12 protein-coding genes are annotated in these 16,274 nt (G+C 70.3%); 10 read left to right on the top strand and 2 right to left on the bottom strand.

Features of this window, described 5'->3' with window-relative positions:
• The first annotated feature begins 16 nt into the window (after positions 1-16).
• Together ACGFY9_RS25925 and ACGFY9_RS25920 are read left to right on the top strand one after the other, a co-directional pair.
• Positions 17-805 carry a MerR family transcriptional regulator gene (locus tag ACGFY9_RS25925; RefSeq protein WP_393757872.1) on the top strand — a complete coding sequence of 263 codons (789 nt, stop codon included), beginning with the start codon at positions 17-19 and terminating at the stop codon, positions 803-805.
• Entirely contained in the window at positions 802-1,671 is an 870-nt protein-coding gene (locus tag ACGFY9_RS25920) for a hypothetical protein (RefSeq protein ID WP_393757870.1), read from the top strand. The genes ACGFY9_RS25925 and ACGFY9_RS25920 overlap by 4 nt, the downstream gene beginning before the upstream one ends.
• On the opposite strand, the gene ACGFY9_RS25915 is transcribed toward ACGFY9_RS25920, so the two are convergent.
• Positions 1,656-2,495 carry a GntR family transcriptional regulator gene (locus ACGFY9_RS25915; protein ID WP_393757868.1) on the bottom strand — a complete coding sequence of 280 codons (840 nt, stop codon included), beginning with the start codon at positions 2,493-2,495 and terminating at the stop codon, positions 1,656-1,658. The genes ACGFY9_RS25920 and ACGFY9_RS25915 overlap by 16 nt on opposite strands.
• 312 nt (positions 2,496-2,807) lie before the next feature.
• Here ACGFY9_RS25915 and ACGFY9_RS25910 point away from each other — a divergent pair, with 312 nt between their 5' ends.
• From ACGFY9_RS25910 to ACGFY9_RS25885, 6 genes are all read left to right on the top strand, one after another.
• On the top strand, positions 2,808-4,349 hold the full coding sequence (locus tag ACGFY9_RS25910; RefSeq protein WP_393757866.1) for a beta-N-acetylhexosaminidase: 1,542 nt from the start codon (positions 2,808-2,810) through the stop codon (positions 4,347-4,349).
• Between the two features lie 88 nt (positions 4,350-4,437).
• Positions 4,438-5,877 (top strand): cellulose binding domain-containing protein, encoded by a 1,440-nt coding sequence (locus ACGFY9_RS25905; RefSeq protein ID WP_393757864.1) that lies wholly within the window; start codon positions 4,438-4,440, stop codon positions 5,875-5,877.
• A gap of 76 nt (positions 5,878-5,953) precedes the next feature.
• Positions 5,954-6,619: a winged helix-turn-helix domain-containing protein gene (locus tag ACGFY9_RS25900; protein ID WP_393757862.1), complete on the top strand. Its 666-nt coding sequence runs from the start codon at positions 5,954-5,956 to the stop codon at positions 6,617-6,619.
• Positions 6,616-7,902 carry a sensor histidine kinase gene (locus ACGFY9_RS25895; protein ID WP_393757860.1) on the top strand — a complete coding sequence of 429 codons (1,287 nt, stop codon included), beginning with the start codon at positions 6,616-6,618 and terminating at the stop codon, positions 7,900-7,902. The genes ACGFY9_RS25900 and ACGFY9_RS25895 overlap by 4 nt, the downstream gene beginning before the upstream one ends.
• Positions 7,899-9,824 (top strand): glycoside hydrolase family 9 protein, encoded by a 1,926-nt coding sequence (locus ACGFY9_RS25890; RefSeq protein WP_393757858.1) that lies wholly within the window; start codon positions 7,899-7,901, stop codon positions 9,822-9,824. Before ACGFY9_RS25895 ends, ACGFY9_RS25890 begins: the two co-directional genes overlap by 4 nt.
• Before the next feature lie 64 nt (positions 9,825-9,888).
• Positions 9,889-10,224 (top strand): hypothetical protein, encoded by a 336-nt coding sequence (locus ACGFY9_RS25885; protein WP_393757856.1) that lies wholly within the window; start codon positions 9,889-9,891, stop codon positions 10,222-10,224.
• A 54-nt stretch (positions 10,225-10,278) separates the two neighbouring features.
• Here ACGFY9_RS25885 and ACGFY9_RS25880 read toward each other — a convergent pair whose 3' ends face one another.
• Complete coding sequence (locus ACGFY9_RS25880) at positions 10,279-13,098, bottom strand: trehalase family glycosidase (RefSeq protein ID WP_393757855.1); 2,820 nt, start codon at positions 13,096-13,098, stop codon at positions 10,279-10,281.
• A gap of 403 nt (positions 13,099-13,501) precedes the next feature.
• Between ACGFY9_RS25880 and ACGFY9_RS25875 the strand changes: the two genes are divergently transcribed.
• Positions 13,502-15,364, top strand: coding sequence for a glycoside hydrolase family 76 protein (locus ACGFY9_RS25875; protein WP_393757853.1), 1,863 nt, complete (start codon positions 13,502-13,504; stop codon positions 15,362-15,364).
• A gap of 111 nt (positions 15,365-15,475) precedes the next feature.
• Complete coding sequence (locus ACGFY9_RS25870; RefSeq protein WP_393757851.1) at positions 15,476-16,264, top strand: Atu4866 domain-containing protein; 789 nt, start codon at positions 15,476-15,478, stop codon at positions 16,262-16,264.
• The last annotated feature ends 10 nt before the right edge of the window (positions 16,265-16,274 follow it).

Genomic DNA, 16,274 nt, shown 5'->3' with positions numbered 1-16,274 from the left:
GGTTTCTACTGAACGCATGCGAATCGGCGGGATCGCCGCCCTGATCGGGGTCACCCCTCGGGCCGTGCGGCACTACCACCATCTCGGGCTGCTGCCCGAACCGGTACGGCGGAGCAACGGCTCTCGCGAGTACGGCATCCGGGACGCCGTCCTGCTGGCCCGGATCCGGCGTCTGACCGAGCTGGGCCTCGGTCTCGACGAGGTGCGGGACGTCCTCGCGGACGACGAGGGCCGCGAACTGGTGGACGTCCTTCAGGAGTTGGACGAGGACCTGGGCAGGCAGGAAGCGGTCATCCGGGAGCGGCGTCTACGGCTCGCCGCGCTGCTGGCCGAGGCGCGGGGCGGGCGGCTGACCGCCGAAGCGCCGCTGTCGCCGCAGCTCACGGAGCTGCTGGCGGGCCTCGGCGAGCTGCCCGACTCCCCCATGGCCGTGAAGGACCGCGAGATCCTGGCCCTCCTCGACACCGTGGCCCCCGCGGCGGACCGGGTCCGGTTGATGGAGACGCTGCGGGGAATGGCTGAGCACGCCGGCGAGATGTACGGCCTGCTGGACGCCCTCGCCGACAAGGAGACGGACGACCCAGGGGTGACCCACGCCGCCGCCGCACTGGCGGCCCTCCTGCCCGACGACCTGGCCGTACGATTCCCCGACAAACCCGACGAGGGTCTCACCGCCGCCCTCTTCGCGGACCTGGCACCGGCCCAGTCGGCGGCGGTGCGCCGCGCGATCGAACTCGCGAAGCACCGACAGTGCGCGAAGCACGGCCAGGAAGCTCCGTCAGACCGACAGGAAGACCCGTCATGACGACGACGTCGGAGATCCAGACGCCCCTCCCCCAGCCCGAAGTCCCCGCCCGTGGACCGGCCCTGCGCACGCTGCGCGCCGTCGCGGTGCCAGCCCAACTTGCCCTGGTCGTCTGCCTGTTCAGCGGAGTTCCGGTGCCCGACGCCGTCGTGCTCGGCGGCAAGCCGCTCCTGTTGGTGCTTCTCGGCGCCGAGGTCTACGTCTGGCTGCGGCTACGGCGGCTCGGGCTGTCCCGGCGGCAAGCGCTCGCGCGGCTCGTGCCCGAGCGTGTGGCGCGGTCCGTGGCGCACGAGGCGCGGATCCTGGCGAGCCTGGTCCGGTGGATCGCACGCCGTCCGCACGGTGTCGGCGAGGCCGACGGGGTCTTCCCGCACGCCCGTGACCAGGCCGCCATGATGTACGGCCTCACGTTCGTGTGCGTGGCAGAGACGGTCGCCCTGTCGTTCCTGCTCTCCAGGTGGCCCGTCGTCCACGCCGTCCTGCTGGTCGTCGACGTCTACACCGTCCTGTTCGTCCTCGGTATGCACGCGGCCGCCGTCACCCGGCCGCACGTCCTCGCCGGAGGTGTCCTGCGCGTCCGGCAGCCGGCCCACGTCGACATCCGCATCCCCGTCGCCCTGATCGCCTCCGTCCGGCGCGAGTCGCTGTTCACGCACACGAAGAAGGACGGCGAACTGAACCTCCCCATCGGCTCCCAGACCTCCCTCGCCCTCGAACTGACCGAACCGGTCAACGCGCCGAAGCTCCTCGGCGCGCCTCGCCCGGTACGGGTGGTCAGGCTGCACGCCGACGATCCGAAGTCCCTCTACGACGCTGTCAGCAGGGCGCGAACCACACCCGCACCCGCACCTCAGGACGCCGACTGAATGTCCCCCCGCGTGGACGCCGCGATCGTGTCCCGGTGGGCGAAGTCACCCGGGGGGATGCCGGGATGGTGGCCGAGCGGGGTCGACGGGACCGTCACCGAGGGGCCGAGGGTGAGGCGGGAGACGATGCGGTAGCGGTCGCCCCGGTAGATCGAGTGGACGTATTCGACGGGCCGGCCCGTGGTGTCCGACGTCAGCCGCTCGAAGAGCAGGGCCGGGGAGAGTTCCGGGACGTCGAGGAGTTGGGCCTCGGCGCGGGTGACGACGGTCGGTTCGATCGCCTGGACCGCCTCCTGGACGTGGACGCCGTGCTGTTCCCGGAGGTGTTCGTACAGGTCCCCTGCCTCCAACTCCCGTGCGGACAGGGCCGGTACGAGGTCGGCCCTGATGTGCAGGTGCTCGATGGCCATCGGGGCGCCGTCGACCAGGCGCAGCCGGGCCACGTACACGATCTCGGCGGCGGGCGAGAGGCGCAGCCGGCGGCCCACGCGGGCGCCGGCCGGGACGGTGGTGAACTCCAGCAGGCGGCTCGACCAGGCGCCGGAGGCCTGAGGTGCCGTCATGGTCTGTTCGCCGGAGACGAGTTCCTGGGTGATCTTCTCGGGTGCCACGAACATGCCGCGCCCGTGCTCCCGCACCAGCAGCCCCGCGGCGACGAGTTCGTCCACCGCCGCGCGCAAGGTCGGGCGGGACACGCCGAGTTGGGCACAGAGGACGCGCTCGGAGGGGATCGCGTCCCCCGGGTGGTGCGACTCGACGAGGTCGAGGATGAAGTCGCGGACCCGCTCCCGTTTGAGTACCGCACCTGGCGCGTCGGCCTTCATGTCGCACTCCTCATGTGCGGAGTCCCTGGTTGACCACCTGACCAGTTGACCAACGGTAGCCCGCAATCGCCCTGCTGACCCGGGCAGTCTAACCACCACCGGGCGATGATCCTTCCGGTCCGTACCGACCCGCACGCCAAGTCCCCTTGCGGCGGGAGGGGTTGACGCCCGCATTGGTCTATGCCACCTTCATCCCCACATCGAGAGGTGAGCTGTCCAGTGGACTTCACTGGTCAGGTGGTCAAATGTCCGTTCGTGCATGCCACCCAGGTGAACCTCCCCCACACGCCCCGCCCGTCCCGGAGACGCCCCATGCCCGCACAGCGTTCCGTGCTCTCCCTCGTCCCCAGACCCACCAAGTCGGCTGTCCGGCCGGGGCAGTTCACGCTCGACGCCGACACCGCCCTGCACATCGGCGCGGGCGCCGAACCGGCCGCGGACCTGCTGCGCACCCTGCTCGCCCCCGCCACCGGGCTGCCTCTGCCGTCCTCCCCCGAGGGCCAGTTGACCCTCACGCTCGACCCCGGCCTCGCCGGACTGGCCGGTCTCGGCGAGGAGGGATACGGACTCACCGTCGCCCCGCACGCCGTACTGCTGCGTGCCGCGCACCTCACCGGTCTGCTGCGCGGTCTCCAGACGATCCGCCAACTCCTGCCCCCGCAGGCCCTGTCGGAGTCACCGCAGCCCGACACGGAGTGGCTTTTGCCGTGTGTCGAGATCACAGACCTCCCCCGTCACCCCTGGCGCGGCGCGATGCTCGACGTGGCCCGGCACTTCCAGCCCGTCTCCTATCTGCGCCGGTACGTCGACCTGTTGGCGCTGCACAAGATCAGCGTGTTCCATCTGCACCTCACGGACGACCAGGGCTGGCGCATGCCGGTGTCCGCCTACCCGAAGCTCACCGAGATCGGCGGTCACCGCGCCGAGTCCCAAGTGGGCCCCGCCGGAAGCGACTTGTACGACGGTGTCCCGCACGGAGGCTCGTACACACGGGCCGAACTCGGCGACCTGGTGAGCCATGCGGCCGCTCGCGGAGTCACCGTCATGCCGGAGACAGAGATGCCCGGGCATGTACGGGCCGCCCTCGCCGCCTGTCCCGAACTGGGCAACAACCCCGAGCGCACCCTGGACGTCTGGACCCGCTGGGGCGTGTGCGACACCGTCCTAGGCGTCCACGACGAGGTCCTCGACTTCTGCCGTACGGTCCTCGACGAGGTCATGGACGTCTTCCCCTCCCCGTACATCCATGTCGGCGGCGAGGAGTGCCCCACCGCTGAGTGGACGCACAGTGTCGACGCCCGCGAACGGGCCGCAGAACAGGGCCTGTCGAGTCCCGCGGACCTGCACGGCTGGTTCCTCGGGCAGATCGGCGACTTCCTCGTCCGACACGGACGGCGTCCGGTCGGCTGGGCCGAGACGGGGGCCGAACTGCCCCTGGGTTTCACGGTGATGACGTGGCGCGACTCGGCGCACACCCTGGCGGCGGCGCGCCGCGGCCACCCCGTGATCAGCGCCTACCACCGGGCGACCTATCTCGACTACGCCCAGTCCGAGGACCCGGGTGAGCCCCCGGCCCAGCCCGGCGGCGTCGTCGATCTGCGCGCCGTCCACACGCACGACCCTGTACCTGAAGGCGCCGAACGGAGCGCGGCCGAGCGGGTGTTGGGCACGCAGGCGCAGCTGTGGACCGAGTTCGTCAGGACGCCCGAGCGCATCGAGTACCTCACCTACCCCCGCCTGTGCGCCCTCGCCGACCGTGCCTGGGGCGGCGCGACCGACTGGGTGGACTTCCGTTCCCGGCTCGACGACCACACGGCCCGCCTGGACGCGCTCGGGGTCCCGTACCGCCCCTGAGCCGTCCCCCCTCCCACTGCCACCCCCTCAAGTACCGCCCCTCACCTGTCCGTTCCGGAATCACCCCACCTTTCTGGAGAGGCACGACATGAGACTCGACAAGAGGTTCGCGAAGAACAGACTGCGCGCCGCCGCGTCCGCCGCCGTCGCGGTGGCCATGGGCGCCGCCGCGCTCACCGCGATGCCGTCCACCGCGAGCGCGGCGGGCGACGGGCTGAGCGTCCAGTACCGCACCAGCGCCACGGGAGCCACGGCCGACCAGTCCGAGCCCTGGTTCAAGGTGAAGAACACCGGCTCCAGCACAGTGCAGTTGGCGAGCGTCAAGCTCCGTTACTACTTCAAGGCGGACTCGGCGAGCGCGAGTTACCGCTTCGCGTGTTCCTGGGCCGTCAAGGGCTGTGCCAACGTCACGGGCACCTTCGGCACACTCGCCAACCCGACGGCCACGGCGGACCGTTACCTGGAGATCGGCTTCACCTCCGGCGCGGGCACGCTCGCGCCGGGCGCCGACACCGGTGACATGCAGCTGCGCTTCTACCAGTCGACGTGGCAGACGCTGAACCAGAGCGACGACTACTCCTTCGGCGCCTCGCAGACGTCGTACGCCGACTGGTCCAAGGTCACCGCACAGCTGTCCGGCGCCACGTTGTGGGGCACCGCCCCCGCGGGCAACGACCCGACGAACCCGCCCACCGACCCGCCGACAGATCCCCCGGCCACCGGCGCCGCGCTGTTCGACGACTTCAACTACAGCGCCTACAACGACCCGAAGATCTCCTCGCACGGCTGGAGCGTGCGGTCCAGCTCCGGCGGTCCCGGTGTCTCCGGCGCCACCTGGGCGCCCGAGAACGTCACGTTCGCCAGCACGAGCGGCAACTCCGTGATGAATCTGGAGACGTCGACGTCCGGCACCGGCGAGAGCACCAAGCAGACCGAAGTCGTCACCAACACACGGAAGTTCAAGAACGGCACCTACGCGGCCCGGGTCAAGTTCAACGACGCGCCCAAGTCGGGACCGGACGGCGACCACCTCGTCCAGACGTTCTTCACCATCAACGACCTGACGGCCCCGTTGGCGGACGACTACTCCGAGTACGACTTCGAGTACCTCCCCAACGGCGGCTGGGGCGAGACGTCCAACATCCTCTACACGACGTCCTGGGAGACCTACCAGGCCGACCCGTGGATCGCGGTCAACCAGCACACCGAGGGCCGGCAGAGCTACAACGGCTGGCACGACCTGGTGCTGACCATCGACAACAGCAGCATCAAGTACTACATCGACGGCCAGCTCTTCGGCACCCACGACGCCGCGTACCTCCCGGAGCGGCCGATGTCGATCAACTTCAACCAGTGGCTGATCGACTTCGGCGGCCTCACCAGCTCCACCCCACGCGCCTACGACGAGCAGGTCGACTACGTCCTGCACGTCAAGGACCAGGTCCTCACGCCGGCGCAGGTGGCCGCCAAGGTCGCGGCGTACCGGGGCGCGGGCACCACGTTCGAGGACACCGTGCCCAGCAATTGATCACTCAGGGCGGCGGGCCGCGCACTCGGCGTACGGCATCCGGGAGCACGGCCCGACGTCGCCTAAGCTCCGGCCCATGCGCGTAATGGTCTTGGAGGACGACCCCGAGCTGGGGCCCGTCGTCGCTGCTCAGCTGCGTGACGCGGGGTTCGCGGTGGACCTCGCGCGCACGCTGGCCGAGGCGGATATCAAGCTGTCCGTCCATCGCTACGACTGTGTCGTGGCCGACCGCTCGGTCCCGGACGGCGACTCCCTCACGCTGCTCGCCGCACACCGGCGGGCGGGATCGGCGCTGCCCTTCCTACTGCTGACGGCAATGGACGCGGTGAGCGACCGGGTGGCCGGCTTCGAGCACGGGGCGGACGATTATCTGGTGAAGCCGTTCGCCTTCGCCGAACTGGTCGTACGGGTAAGGGCGTTGTGCCGCAGGGAGCAGCCCGCGCGGCCGTCCGTGCTGCGCACGGGCGACCTTGAACTCGACCTTCCGCGTCGGCGGGTCACCCGGTCCGGAGTGCTGCTCAGCCTCTCCGCCAAGGAGTTCGCGGTGCTCGAACTGCTGATGCTGCGCGCGGGCGAAGTGGTGACCCGCAGCGAGCTCATCGAGAGCTGCTGGGACGAGGCGAGCGAGCCGATGTCGAACGTGGTGGACGTCCTGATCGGCCAGTTGCGCAGACGCCTCGGCCCGCCCGACCCGATCGCGACGGTGCGCGGAGTCGGCTACCGCCTGGGCGGCGAGGCATGAGCCGCCGCGGCACCTCACCCGCCGTGGCCCGACTCCGGCGCACCCGCCGCCTGATGACCCTCCTGTTCGCCTCGACGACCGCGGCCTGTCTCGTCGTACTCGCCGTGGTCGCCATCCGGATCGATTCCGCCTCCCGCCGCTCCGGCCTGGACCACGAGGTCGGCAGCCGCGCGGCGGGGCTGTCGCGGGCGGTCTGGTTCGACGCGGGTGTCCTGCACCTGGAGCCGCTGCGCGAGGACGAACTCGCCCAGGGCGCCCAGGTGTTGGCGGTGTTGCAGGCGGCACCGGGGAAGACGCCGACCGTGCGGAACGTCGTACCCGGACGGTCGGCGCTGCCCGACACGGACCAGCTGGACGAGGTCTGGCACAGCGTCCTGGAGGAGCAGGGAACGGTCCAAGTCAGCGCGTCCGCCACCAAGGGCGGGCGGCTGCGGTGGGCGGCGGCACCGGTCTGGGACGGGGACCGGATCGGGGCAGCGGTACTCGTCGGCACGGAACTGGCGCGCAGCGAACACGATCACGACCTCCTCGTGCGCTGGCTGGCCCTCGGCTGCACGGCGCTGGTCTGCTGCGCGGCGGCCGTAGGACATCTGCTGTCCGGGCGGGCCATGCGTCCCGCGCTTCGGGGGCTGGGCCAGCAGGAGCAGTTCCTGGCCGAGGCGGCGCACGAGCTGCGGACGCCGCTCGCGACGCTGCGCCTTGTCGTGGAGCGGAACGGGTCGTCCGACGAGACGCTACGGCTGGTCGACCGGCTGAGCCGGCTGGTCACCGGGCTGCTCGCCAGGGCGCGGCTTGAGTCCGGGGCGCAGCGGGTCGAGCTGGTGCCGTTGCGGCTGGACCAGTTGGTGGAGACCACGGTCGAGGAACTGCCGGACCACGAGAGCGTGACGGTGACGGCCGAGCCGGTGGTGGTGCGCGGCGATCCGGATCTGCTGACGCAGGCGGTGCGGAATCTGGTGGAGAACGCTCAGCGGCACGGGGGCCCCGCCGGTTCGCCGGTGGAGGTCACCGTCGCTCCGGGGCTGGTCACGGTCCGCGACCACGGGGACGGCGTACCGCTCGCGGATCGGGAACGCGTGTTCGCGCGCGGAGTCACCAGGACCGGTCCAGGCACGGGCGCGGGCCTCGCCATCGTCCGCTGGGTCGCCGGTCTGCACCACGGCACCGCCCGTCTCGCGGACGCCCCCGGCGGCGGCCTGCTCGCCGAACTCCGGCTCCCGACGGACGCACCCCCGGCATCCTCATCCTCATCTCATGAAGGTCCCGGCACCGTGGGCGCATGAACGTATCGCGCAGCCCAGTCATGCTGGTCACCACCACCGCCGTGAGCATCGGCGCCGTGCTCGTCGGTCTGAATGTCTACGGCGAGGCCGCCACCCCTTCCGCCACCCATGTGGCCGTCCGCGTCGACCAGGTCGGCTACGTGCGCGGCGAGACGAAACAGGCGTATGTGATGGGGCCCACGAAGGCGCTCGCGGGGGCGCGCTTCAAGGTCGTCGACGCGAAGGACAAGGTGGTCACGGCGGGTCGCCTCGGTACCGTCACCGGTCACTGGAACGCCAAGTTCCCGTCTGTGCGGACCGTCGACCTCTCCGCGCTGGACAAGCCCGGCACGTACCGCATCGTCCTGTCCGGCAGCGCGGCCGGCCGCTCCCCCGCCTTCCGGATCGCCGACGCGAGCGAGCTGATGACCCCGCTCGTCCGGGACAACGTCCGCTTCCTGCAGGCGCAGCGCGACGGCGCCGACGTGGTGTCCGGAGGTCTGTCCCACGGTCCGTCCCATCTCGCCGACGAGGAGGCGACCGTCTACGCCGACCCGCACTACGACGAGGCGGGCGAGGAACTGCTCGACGAGCACCTGACCCCGACGGGGGACACGGCCGATGTCGCGGGCGGCTGGTTCGACGCGGGCGACTTCCTCAAGTTCACCGGCACCTCCTCCTACTCCACCGCCGAACTCCTGCTCGCCGAACGGGACTTGCCGGACATGGAGTCGCTGTCCGCCGAGGCCGAGCACGGTCTGGAGTGGGTGGACAAGATGTGGGACGGGGACAGCGAGACGCTCTACGCCCAGGTCGGCATCGGCGCGGGCAACGACGCCGTACGGACGGATCACGACGTGTGGCGGCTGCCGGAGGCCGACGACCGGCTCGACGTGGAGCCCGGTGACCCGGACTACACGATCAAGCACCGGCCGGTGTTCCGCGCCAACAAGCCGGGCGAGCCGATCACTCCGAGCCTGGCGGGACGGGTGGCCGCGGTGTTCGCCCTTGCCGCGCAGCGCACGGCCGACAGCGACCCGGACGAGGCGCGGGAGTGGCTGGAGAAGGCCGCCGCCGTCTACGACCTGGCCGACACCGACCACGACCCCGACGAGCCGATCGTCACCGCCTTCCCGAGCGCCTTCTATCCCGAGGACTCCTGGCAGGACGACATGGAGTTCGCGGGTGCCGAACTGGCCCTGGCCGCAGGGGACTTGGGGGACGGCCGGGAGGCCGACTGGACCGGCGAGGCGGCCCACTGGGCCAAGGCCTACCTGGACTCCGACGTCAAGGGCACCCTCAACGTCGCGGACGTCAGCGCCCTGGCCCACGTCGACCTGACCACCGCTCTGGACGGCGCCCGCAGCAACGGAGTTGGGGCTGCGGACCTGAACAAGGATCTGCGCCGCCAGTTGGAGGACGGGGTGGATCACGCCGAGCACGACCCGTTCGGTGCCGGTGCGGTCTACGACGACTTCGACGCCGTACCGCACGCCTTCGGCCTGGTGGCCACCGCCCGCCTCTACGCCAAGGCCACCGGGGACACCCGCTACGACGCGTTCGCCGGCCGGCAGCGGGGCTGGGCGCTCGGCGCCAACCCCTGGGGCACCAGCTTCATGATCGGCGCGGGCGAGGTCTACCCGCACTGCCCGGAACACCAGTTGGCCAACCTCCGCGGCAGCCTCGACGGCAAGGGCGCGATCCTGCGGGGCGCGGTGGTCAACGGCCCCAACGCGGCTGACAGACTGACCGAGTTGAACCGCTTCCCCACCATGAAGAAGTGCACCGCCGCCCCGCCGTCGGGAGCCTGGACCGACTTCGACGGCAAGGGCTCGCGGTACATGGACGACGTGGGCGCCTGGCAGACGGTGGAGCCCTCGCTGGACTTCACCACGACGGCCCTGCTGGCCTTCGCGTCGACCGCGCGGGACGAGGACGCGTAGCCGAGTCTCTGAGTCTCCTCAAGTCGCTTGGCGCGCACGGGACATGACGGTCAGGCTGAGCCCCATGACTGGAATCACGGGACTGAGCAAGAAGAACACCTTCGTGCTGACCATCCGGGACGCCGACGTGGTCGCGACGGCCCTGCGCCAGGCACTGGCCGGGGCCTCTCCCGGGGAGCGCCCCGGTCTGGAACGCGCCGTCGCACTCGTCGAGTCCACCGCCGCCGCCAACGACAGCCGGCTGCGCGGCCGTTGGGTCAGGTCCCGGCTGACCGCCGTCGGCTTCGACGGGGACATCACCTCCGTCGCGGCGGTGCGTGCGCTGCGCCAGGCGGAGCCGCGACTGAGCCTGCTGGCCGCTGTGCACCTGCAGAAGGAGGCAGTGGCCCATCCGGAGTGATCCGGCAGCCTCCGGTCACGCGGGGAGTGGAGGCTGCCGGATGCGTGGGGCCGCTCAGGACGTGAGGTAACAGGACTTGCTCACGTTCGGCAGCGGGTCGGAACCGAAGGCCGCCGTCGTGCAGCTCGCGCCGCCGCTGAAGGCCTTGTAGAGGAAGCGGCCCCGGGCGCCGTAGGCGACGGTCTGCTGCCCGCTGAAGGCACAAGTGCCGCCTTCCGCCGAGCAGTTGGTGGCGTAGCCGACCGGGCCGCCGGTCGCGGTGTAACAGGCCTTCGACTCACCGGAGATGGGGTCGCCGAACGTGGCGTCGGTGCACGCGGTGTCGCCGGTGGCGGTGGCCGTGGTGAACGCCCCGTAGGCGCCGTACATCACCGGCTGTCCCGCCGCTGCCGCACAAGTGCCGTTCTGGTCCGCGCACTTGGTCCAGCCACCGGCCGGGGCACCGGCGGGCGGCAGGTAGCAGGACTTCGCGACGCCGTCGATGGGATCGCCGAAGTGGGCGTTGGTGCAGGCGACGGAGCCGTTGGTGACCTGGTGGACGAAGTTGCCGTTGGCGCCGTAGGCCACGTCACGGTTGTAACCGGGCACGCCGCAGGTGCCGTTCTCGGCCGCGCAGGCGGTGTATCCGGGCGGGCCGCCGACGTCGGCGACGTAGCAGGACTTGACGAGGTTGGCCGCCGGGTCGCCGCCGAAGGAGTCGTTCGAGCAGGCGGCGCTGCCGGCCGCCGTCTTGTACGTGTACGTCCCGGCGCCGTAGGCCACCGAGCGGGTGCCGGTGAAGGAGCAGGTGCCGCCCTCGCCCGCGCACCGGGTGTAGCCCGCGCGCAGGGCGCCGGTGCCGGGTTCGGCGGGCGGTGCCGGATTGCCGAGGCCGGTGGCGGAGACGGTGTAGCTGCCGGGGGCGACGCCGGTGAGGTAGACGTAGGTGTCGTCCTGGCTGCCGCCGGTGATGCCGGCGGCGGGCGTGAAGGTTCCGTTGCTCCAGACGGTCGCGCCGTTCACGGTCACCGTGATGTTGCCGCCGAGCTTCGGCACGCCGATGCGGCCGGTGCTGCCGGACGGGCTGGAGAGGGTGGCCGAGTAGGTGCCGGCCGACGGGTCGCGGGACCAGGACGCGTTGATGGCGCCCTGGGGCATGGTGATGCGGCCCTGGGCGCTGGTCAGGTCGCCGGGGTGCGGGACGAAGCGGTAGGCGCCGGTCGCCGACTCGGGCGCGGTGCCGAGCACGTCGAAGGTGAGCGTGGAGGTGGGCGCGGTGGACCAGCCGTGCGCGAGGCTCATGAACGAACCGCCGTACGCGAGGCCGCCGTCGGACTGGATGCCCTCCCAGAACGTGCTCTTCGTGCCGATGTCACTGTCGAGCATGTGACCCCAGGTGCGGCGGATCTGGTCCAGGGCGGTGAAGTCGTCGTTGGCGGTGAAGCGGGCGTTCAGCTCCATGCCGCCGGCGAACGGCGAGACGTTGCCGCCCCATTCGGGCGTGGTCGGGCCGTAGATGCCCCAGTTGTTGCCGAGCCCGGTGATGATGCTCTTCGACTTGGCCGCGGAGTCGCTCAACCCGTACCAGACGGCCAGGGAGTTGCCGTCCTGCGGATACAGACCGCTGCTCGGGTTGTCCTTGTACATGCCCTTGGAGGCGTCCCACAGCAGGGAGTTGGCGGCGGACTTGATCGCGGCGGCCCTGCTGTTCCAGCTCGCGGCAAGGGCGCTGTCGCCCTCGACCGTGGCGAGGGTGGCGCCGCCCTTGAGGGCGCCGTACAGCAGCGCGTTGGCGGAGATGTTCTCGCCGCCCTGGCCGACCCGGGCCCAGTCCTGGGTGCGGGTCACGTCGAGGAGGTTGTTGCCGTCGATCTTGTTGGTGATGAAGGCCATCCCCCGCTTGTAGTTGGACCATTCGGAGTCCAGCCACGACCGGTCGCCGGTGTACGTGTAGTACGTGGACGTCCCCAGCAGCGTCCACGTGTGGTAGGTGTCCGAGCCGGTGAGGTTGAACGGCGGCCCGGACCAAGGGATTTCGCCCGCGGACGACTGCGCGTTGTACATCGTGGTGAGCGCGTTGCGGGTCGAGGTGAGGTCGTTGGAGTACGCGTACTGCGTGGGGACGGCGATGCCCATGTCGCCGGGCCACACCGTGCGGTCCCGCTTCGCGCCGTCGACCAGCACGGAGTCGCCGACACCGACGGTGGCGCTGTTGTCCCAGGCCGAGGAGGGCGGGGGCCAGGCGCGGCCCTGGTTGGAGGCGATGGTGTTCAACTGCACGGTGTAGGCCCCGGCGTACCAGATGCGGTTGAGCAACTCGTCGCTGGAGGTGAAGTAGTTGGCGTAGTCGGCCGGGTTGGACTTCCCCGGTGCGGCCGTGAAGTTGAGGCTGACGCCGTTGAGGTCCACCCAGCCCGAGCTGTCGAGGAAGACCGTCAAGTAGCGGAATCCGCCTCGTAGTTGAGCGGTGGGCACGGTGTAGGCGCCGTTGGCGGAGGGTGTGGTGTAGAGGGCGCCGTCCTCGCCGTCGCGGCCGCTGCTGCGGTCGCTGTTGTTGCCCACGTACAGGGACGACTCGCTGAAGGCCAGGCCGACGCGTTGACCGCTGGAGCTGGTACTGCCGAATGACAACGTTACCAAGCCGCCGACTTCTTTCCCGAAGTCGAGCGTGATGGCCGACTGGGAGCCGGAGATCCGGGTCGCCTGCCCGTTGAGGACGCTCGTCGGGTTCGCGACACTGCCGGACGTGCGGTAGACGGCGGTCGGCTTGAGGGTGCGGGAGGTCGGCGAGTAGTTCACGGCGTCGAGTGCCGCCTTGGGAGCCGGCGTTGCGCTGGTCGGCGCCGCCCCGGCGGACAGGGCCGGGGTCACGGCCAGCGCGGCGGCCACCGTCATGGTGAGCCCAACTAGGCGCCCTGGTCTGGGCTTTCGGTTCTGCGGTGGCCTGCGGCGGCGCATGAGTGCCTCCCGGATCGGTGGGGGAACCAGCCGCTCAACTGGGCAACCAGGCATGTGAATCGATTCAAACAGATCGACCGCGAGGGCCTGGAAGGGGAAGAGCAACGGGTACGCGAGATGACTCGCCGAAGTTCGCACCGATGATGGGCGCCGGGCGAGCGGGTGTCAACCCATCACGACAGCCCTCAACTCCCGCGAAAAAAGCGCACCTTACGACATTGACAGGGTCGCACCAAGCCGGTTCACTGCGTCGAGGACGGGTAGAGGTATGGACCATTGATCCAGAGGCTGAATCCATTCACACCCAGCGCCCCCCATCGTGAAATCGAGGCGAGTTCCGGTGTCCCTACATGATGTCGACATCGTTGTCAGACCACGGTTCCTCAGCTTTCTGCTGACGGCCGCTCTCGCGTTCGTGGCGCTGGTCCCGGTCGCGTCGCCGGCGTCCGCCGCCACCCAGGTGTGCGTCCTGGCCTGTGACACGCTCGACCCGTCGCAGGCGAGACAGGAAACGTTTCCAGTTCCGGACAAGACCCTCAACGGGCGGGTCGTCCGGCTCCATGTGTCCGACGCCGACGACATGGCATGGGCCAGCATCGACAACGGTACGAGCGGCGACGCGGTGTGGTTGGACCGGTCCTGGGACGGTGGCGCCACCTGGGACGGTCTGCTCGGCAAGGCGAGCATCCCGAGCACCTGGACCGGTACAAGGACGCTGATGTACAACATCACCGACCCGCGCGACCACAAGCGCGGCCTCGTCCGGGCCTGCGGCGACGCGGCCGGCGTCGGCTGCACGAACTGGGTCTACCCGACCGTCTGCGACGCGGTCTGCGACGGTACGAGCGCGGGCCAGGCAGCGGGTGACGACCAGCCGGTCCCCTCGACCACCCTGTACGGCCGCACCATTCGGCTGCACGTGGACCAGAAGAACTCCATGGCCTGGGGAAGCATCGACACCGGTGGCTCCGGTGACGAGATCTGGTTGGACCGTTCCTGGGACGGCGGCTCGACCTGGCCGGACGGTTCCTCCCTCGGCCGGACGAGCACCCCGTCCGGAGCGACCACGACCCGCACCGCGATGTACGCCGCCCGCGATCCGCGCGGTCTCCTCTACGGCGGCGCGGTCCGCGCCTGCGGCCGGGAGGCGAGCCACAACGAGGGCAGCTGCACGGCGTGGTACCGGCCCGTGCCGACGAAGGCGCGTGCCGCGGCGGACGCGCTGATGACGTCGTACGACCCCTACAACGGCTGGTGGCCCAGCAGTTGGTGGAACTCGGCGGCGACCCTCACCTCCGTCATCGACTTCGCGAAGACGACCGGCACGCACGACTACGACTGGATCATCGCCCGCACCTTCGACCAGAACAAGGGCGTCTTCCCGGCCGGGACGCGCAGTTCGGACGCGATCGAGGGCGACTTCATCAGCCGGTCGATCGACGACTCGGGCTGGTGGGCGATCGCGTGGATCGACGCGTACGACTACACGCACGACGCGCGCTATCTCAACGAGGCCGTCACTATTGCCAATTACGTCCAGCAGTACTGGGACACCAGTACCTGCGGCGGCGGTGTGTGGTGGGACCGCGAGCGGACCTACAAGAACGCGGTGACGAACGGGCAGTACCTGTGGCTGACCACCGCGCTGCACCAGCGCGTCGCCGGTGACACGGTCTGGCTGCAGCGGGCGAAGACGTCGGCCGCCTGGTACAAGACCAGCGGGATGATCAACTCCGCGGGTCTGGTGAACGACGGGCTCTCCTCGTCCTGCGCCAACAACGGTTCCACCGTGTGGAGTTACAACCAGGGCCTGGCCATCGGCGCCTTCACGGAACTGTGGAGGACGACCGGCGACAGCTCGATGCTGACCACGGCCCGGACGCTGGCGGACGCGGCGATGAGCAGCTCGCAGCTGACGGTGGGCGGAGTCCTGACGGAGTCCTGCGATGTCGGCTCGGCGTCCTGCGACGACAACCAGAAGCAGTTCAAGGGCATCTTCATGCGGAACTTCGCCGACCTGGCGAAGGCGACCGGTTCGACCACCTACCAGGCCTACATCCAGAAACAGGCCGACACCCTGTGGGCGCTGGACCGGTCCACGCTCAACGCCCTCGGTGAACGCTGGGCGGGCACCAGCCCGAACCAGACCGACTGGCGCACGCAGGCCAGCGCGCTCGGAGCGCTCACGGCGGCTGCGGGCTGAGTGGCAAGGTGGGTGCGTGACACCTGGGTGAAGGGCAGCCTGGTTGCGTTCCTCAGGCGCGACCAGGCTGTCCGTGCAGCACCACCTGGAGACCCACCCGAGGAGCGGACGATGAGCGTCACCCACACGGAGACCGGCACGGAAGCCGACACGGACACCGTGACCTGGAACAGTAATGCCTTCGACGAGATCGCCGCGAACGACTCGGGCCGCCCGGTCCTGTTCACCAACGCCCGGGTCCTGACCATGGACCCGCTGATCGGAACCCTGCGCGGGGCCGATGTCCTGCTCGTCGGCGCCCTGCTGGTGGGCGTCGGCCCGGGCATCATCACGGCAGCGGGGGACGACAACGCCATCGTCGTCGACTGCACGGGCATGACGGTGGTTCCGGCGATGGTGGACACGATCGCGCTCGTCGGCGGACGGGGCCAACGCGCGGAGTACGTAGGGACGTTGACGCCGGGGAACACGGGCGACCTGCTGGTCGTACCGGACGAGTTCGCCCCGGATGCGCAGGGTGCGGTGGCCACATTGCTCACCCGCCCGGAGAAGGTCCGCGCCCTGATAGCGGCCGGCAAGCCGGTCCTCTGGTCCGGCACGCACGCTCCCGGCCGCGCGACCGCCCCCGAGGCGGGCATCCCGGCCGCCCAGGACCTGACCGGCAGCCCGCGCATCGGCGTCTGGATCGACGAAAACGACTTCCTGCACCAGGAGTTGACCGCCGACGGCCGCTACGACGAGACCCGGGGCGGCCGGCCGCACGCCTACGAGGGCCGGTACTGGATCGACGGCGACCGCATCGACTACCTCGACGACCTCGGGTTCTGGGCGTTCGGTGAGTTCCGGGGCGAGGAGCTGCATCATGCGGGGTATGCGATGCGGCTCGGACCGCGGGCATAGCGATGGCTCG

This window comes from Streptomyces sp. NPDC048504 (assembly GCF_043200035.1).
Classification (GTDB): Bacteria; Actinomycetota; Actinomycetes; order Streptomycetales; family Streptomycetaceae; genus Streptomyces.
The sequence above is the reverse complement of the archived record's forward strand: the minus strand, read 5'-3'. Positions and strand labels throughout refer to the sequence as shown.

What these genes read in the sequence shown, in the direction of transcription:
- ACGFY9_RS25885 (WP_393757856.1), top strand. Translation starts at nt 9,889, where the DNA reads ATGACTGGAATCACGGGACTGAGCAAGAAGAACACCTTCGTGCTGACC.
- ACGFY9_RS25895 (WP_393757860.1), top strand. Translation starts at nt 6,616, where the DNA reads ATGAGCCGCCGCGGCACCTCACCCGCCGTGGCCCGACTCCGGCGCACC.
- ACGFY9_RS25905 (WP_393757864.1), top strand. Translation starts at nt 4,438, where the DNA reads ATGAGACTCGACAAGAGGTTCGCGAAGAACAGACTGCGCGCCGCCGCG.
- ACGFY9_RS25870 (WP_393757851.1), top strand. Translation starts at nt 15,476, where the DNA reads ATGAGCGTCACCCACACGGAGACCGGCACGGAAGCCGACACGGACACC.
- ACGFY9_RS25915 (WP_393757868.1), bottom strand. Translation starts at nt 2,495, where the DNA reads ATGAAGGCCGACGCGCCAGGTGCGGTACTCAAACGGGAGCGGGTCCGC.
- ACGFY9_RS25880 (WP_393757855.1), bottom strand. Translation starts at nt 13,098, where the DNA reads ATGACGGTGGCCGCCGCGCTGGCCGTGACCCCGGCCCTGTCCGCCGGG.
- ACGFY9_RS25920 (WP_393757870.1), top strand. Translation starts at nt 802, where the DNA reads ATGACGACGACGTCGGAGATCCAGACGCCCCTCCCCCAGCCCGAAGTC.
- ACGFY9_RS25900 (WP_393757862.1), top strand. Translation starts at nt 5,954, where the DNA reads ATGCGCGTAATGGTCTTGGAGGACGACCCCGAGCTGGGGCCCGTCGTC.
- ACGFY9_RS25925 (WP_393757872.1), top strand. Translation starts at nt 17, where the DNA reads ATGCGAATCGGCGGGATCGCCGCCCTGATCGGGGTCACCCCTCGGGCC.
- ACGFY9_RS25910 (WP_393757866.1), top strand. Translation starts at nt 2,808, where the DNA reads ATGCCCGCACAGCGTTCCGTGCTCTCCCTCGTCCCCAGACCCACCAAG.
- ACGFY9_RS25890 (WP_393757858.1), top strand. Translation starts at nt 7,899, where the DNA reads ATGAACGTATCGCGCAGCCCAGTCATGCTGGTCACCACCACCGCCGTG.